Source organism: Parafannyhessea sp. (assembly GCF_051876455.1).
Taxonomy (GTDB): Bacteria; Actinomycetota; Coriobacteriia; order Coriobacteriales; family Atopobiaceae; genus Parafannyhessea.
On the sequence record NZ_JBJEHW010000086.1, the window covers coordinates 1 to 3,489 of the forward strand.

At 66.2% G+C, this 3,489-nt stretch carries 4 protein-coding genes; all 4 read right to left on the reverse strand.

The window, feature by feature from the left end; all coding sequences use genetic code 11:
- Nucleotides 1-374 precede the first annotated feature (374 nt).
- The 4 genes from ACI38Z_RS03965 to ACI38Z_RS03980 all read right to left on the reverse strand — a co-directional run bounded on the left by ACI38Z_RS03965 (nucleotide 375) and on the right by ACI38Z_RS03980 (nucleotide 3,250).
- Complete coding sequence (locus tag ACI38Z_RS03965; protein WP_439788890.1) at nucleotides 375-1,436, reverse strand: DUF4097 family beta strand repeat-containing protein; 1,062 nt, start codon at nucleotides 1,434-1,436, stop codon at nucleotides 375-377.
- On the reverse strand, nucleotides 1,436-1,786 hold the full coding sequence (locus ACI38Z_RS03970) for a PadR family transcriptional regulator (RefSeq protein ID WP_090847592.1): 351 nt from the start codon (nucleotides 1,784-1,786) through the stop codon (nucleotides 1,436-1,438). Before ACI38Z_RS03970 ends, ACI38Z_RS03965 begins: the two co-directional genes overlap by 1 nt.
- Before the next feature lie 152 nt (nucleotides 1,787-1,938).
- On the reverse strand, nucleotides 1,939-2,502 hold the full coding sequence (locus tag ACI38Z_RS03975; RefSeq protein WP_439788891.1) for a TetR/AcrR family transcriptional regulator: 564 nt from the start codon (nucleotides 2,500-2,502) through the stop codon (nucleotides 1,939-1,941).
- A gap of 7 nt (nucleotides 2,503-2,509) precedes the next feature.
- Complete coding sequence (locus ACI38Z_RS03980; RefSeq protein ID WP_439788892.1) at nucleotides 2,510-3,250, reverse strand: hypothetical protein; 741 nt, start codon at nucleotides 3,248-3,250, stop codon at nucleotides 2,510-2,512.
- Nucleotides 3,251-3,489 lie beyond the last annotated feature (239 nt).

A 3,489-nucleotide genomic window follows, 5' to 3' on the forward strand; every position in this document is an offset into this window, starting at 1 on the left:
CGCGAGGTCGCTTGTTGGCGTTGCTGCCGGGGCATCTTGCGGCTGCCTTGCATGACGTGCATGCTTTGGACAGTTGGCAGTACCTTCCGGACCGTTACCGTAATCGGTCACGTTGTGCTTCCCTTCAAGCGGACTCGCAATGAGCTTGGGTTTGCAGGCGAGGCGTAGTCTTGGCGACTGCAGCCACTGACAATAGGCGGCCCACGTACGCACATTGCACTGAACGCAGGCTTAACGTCCACAATGTTTCAGTCTATTGCTTTGGCACAGCCGCACGCAGACGCAAGCTGGCATTACACGAATCATTCGCACGGGAAGGAGGCGCAACCTGGCGCGTTCAGGCACCGTCGGAGTCGCCCGCAGGTCCTTGATGCCTAGTTGCTGACGGTGATATCCCCCATCTCCGACGTGGCTTTGAGGGTCCGGCTGCCGGAGTTGCCGCTGCCGTGGATGGCATAGCTTGACCCCATGCTCTTGCCGTTAAGCGTCACGTCGCCCATCTCGCAGCTAAGGTCAAGGCTCGCGTCCGCAAGGTCGCAATTGGCCACCGTGATGTCGCCCATCTCTGCCTCGAGGTCCGTCGTGGTGGCACGAACGTCGCTTATGGTCACGTCGCCCATCTCGCACTCCGCCGTCACGCGCCTGAGGGACGCTCCGCGCGGCACGGTCACGACGACCTTGCCGCCCGTGCCGCGAACGTGCTCGTGCCTTGCCTCCTGGGTCACGGTCAGGACGCCGCCCTTCACGTCGCAGGCATACGAGAACTCCTTCGCACCCGTGCAGCTCACGTGCGCGGAATCCCCCGCACGCACCACGACGTCGGCCATGTCTACGTCCACGTCCACGGAGTCGAAGCTTGCGTCCACGTCCTTCTCTACCTTGCCCGACGCGCCCGACGACGCGCTCTGGCCGATGGGTGCGCCATCCCCAAACGCGCCGCGGATGCCGGCGGAGACTCCGTTCCACGCGACGGCCGCGACGACGACTGCCGCGACAACGATGCACGTAACGAGAAGAGCGCGGCGTCCGCGGTTGTGATGCTTTTCTGGGCTGGCGGCGCCTGGCTGCGGCGGCTGCTCCACGTGGGGCGGAACCGGGCCCGACGTGCCCTGCGGGCGGGGCGGAGCCGCCTGCGCCGCCGGGGCGCTCGCCGCGGCAGGACGCTGACACGCGGGCTGCGCAGCTGCGGGCTGCGCTGCGGCGGGTTGCGCTGCGGCGGGCTGCGCGCCTAAGCCCAGCGACTCGCGGACCTCCTCCAGGCTCCCGAACTCTGCTATCGCCGCGGAGGCCGCGTCCTTCTCGCCCATGCCCTTTGCGCAGAGCTCGGCGTAGCGGTCCTCCATCATCTGGCCCAGCTCCTCGCGCGCGTGGCGGGCCTCCGGCGTGTTGGGCAGCTGCGCAAACAGGTTGTCCAGGTACTTGCTGATGTCTTCCATCACTCGACACTGCCTTCCAGAAATCTGCCGACGACGTCCTTGGTGAGCTGCCACTCGCGACACTTTTGCCGGTAGTGGGTCATGCCCGCGGCGGTTATGCGATAGTAGGTGCGGCGCTTACCGTTTTGCGCGACCTGCGGAAACGATTGGACCAGGCCGTTTCTTTCCATGCGCGCGAACGCGGAGTACAGCGTGGTCTGCTTTACGGCGTACAGGCCGCCAGACATCTGCAAGACTCGCTTGGAGATCTGGTAGCCGTACGAGGGGCCGTCCAGCAGGATGCGCAGGATCATGGGGTCGATGTAGCCCCTGATCACGTCGCTGCTTATGTCCAGGTTGTCCGTTGGCATGGGCCGGCTCCCTGGCTCCTCGTGTGTGACATGCTACGTCAGACGTAGTATTCGTCTGAGGCTAGGATACTATGCCTGACGTAGCAAGTGCAAGATATGTGAGAGCGATTTGAGGCGCAACTGGCGCGTTTTGGCCGGCAGTCGTCCAGGCGTCAGTAAAGCGCGGCGCGCAGCACGGCGAGCAGGTCGCTGCAGGTGGGTTGGCCAAGCACGAGGCCGGCCAGCACGTTACGCGTGACGAAACGCGCGAGCGACTGGGACGTGAGGTCGCCCGCGAGCGCGTCCGGCCGTACGCGGGGGTCGCGGCGGAGCGCCTCTTGCAGCTTGCTGCCCACGCCGTCGAGGAACGCCTGCATTCGGGCGCGGCCCTCGTCCTCCTGACCGGTTAGGGCCACGAGCTCCAGGCCGTGACCCTGCGCGAAGCCAGGGTAGGCGGCAAGGCGATCGCGCGCGCCTCGATAGAGGTCGTCCACGTACTGGCAGAAGTCCGTGCGGTCGCGCGGGGCGCCGTCCAGGGCGAACACGTCACGCCAGACATCTGCGACGACGGCCAAAAGGAGTGCGCGCTTGTCCGGAAAGTAGTGGTACAGCGTGCCCGTGGCCACGCCCGCAGCCGCAGCCACGGTGCGTACGCTAATGCCGGAGAGGCCCTGGTGCCGCACGATGGCGCGACACTCCGCAAGGATGGCCTCCCTTGAGGTTGCCTGCGGCTTCATGGCGCGCCTACAGACGGGCCAGCAGCTGCAGGCCCATGGCGATCATCCACATGTAGGTGAGCGTCTTGGGCAGCATGAGCGCGCCGATTGCGGGCTTGCGCTTGGCGAGGAAGCAAACCGGAAGGTAGAAGCCAAAGCTGAGCGCGATGGCGACGCACATGCGCCACATGCCGAGGCCGCCCGCGTTGCCGGAGATCGCGAACAAGGCGATGACCAGCACGCCAAGTACCGCGAACGGGAGGTTGCGGTAGAGCTCCCAGCGCAGGTTCTCGCGGCCGGAGCGCCAGTCGTTCTGCGGGAGGAGGCAGAGCACGATGCGGAGGGCCGCCATCGCGAGGATGAGCGCGGGGATGGCCGCGGGCAGGGTTGCGGCCGCCGCCGGGAAGAGCCGGCGCCAGATAAGGTAAAGGATCACGTAGAACACGGTCATGGTGATGGACGCGACCTGCGTGCCGAGACCCAGCTTGGCTGTGGTGTCCTCACGCACGCCGCGCAGGTGCATCTGCACGCGCGGCACGAGGTGGAACGCGTCTCCCCCGCCGAGCACGAGGGCGAGAAGCCCATACAGCTGGAAGATGGCGCGGCCGTGCGCGGACGCGAGGAAGACGATGGCCGCCACCAGGTCGAACAGCAGGTAGCAGATGTCGAAAACGCTCTCGGCGATGCGCATGGGCTTGGGCATGGCATCGGGGCGCGAGGTGGTGGCGTCGTGCGGCGCGGCGGGCGCGGTGGTGGTTGCGAGCTGCATTGTGGTGCCTCCTGGAGTGGCACATCGGCCGGGTGCGCCGTTCTTCTCTTTGTGAACAGTGTTCATATTGAGGGCGTGAGGGTGCGTGGGCAAGTGGCTGGGGGAATCGTCACATCGGCTTCACGCTCTGGCTTGGCTAGCGCCGCGCGTGCCAGGGCATCTTCATGTAGACGTCGCCACGACGGAGCTCGTCGAGCATCTGGGCGAGGTGCGCCTGGCGCGTTGCCTCGCGCTTGGGG

What these genes read in the sequence shown, in the direction of transcription:
- ACI38Z_RS03965 (WP_439788890.1), bottom strand. Translation starts at nt 1,436, where the DNA reads ATGGAAGACATCAGCAAGTACCTGGACAACCTGTTTGCGCAGCTGCCC.
- ACI38Z_RS03970 (WP_090847592.1), bottom strand. Translation starts at nt 1,786, where the DNA reads ATGCCAACGGACAACCTGGACATAAGCAGCGACGTGATCAGGGGCTAC.
- ACI38Z_RS03975 (WP_439788891.1), bottom strand. Translation starts at nt 2,502, where the DNA reads ATGAAGCCGCAGGCAACCTCAAGGGAGGCCATCCTTGCGGAGTGTCGC.
- ACI38Z_RS03980 (WP_439788892.1), bottom strand. Translation starts at nt 3,250, where the DNA reads ATGCAGCTCGCAACCACCACCGCGCCCGCCGCGCCGCACGACGCCACC.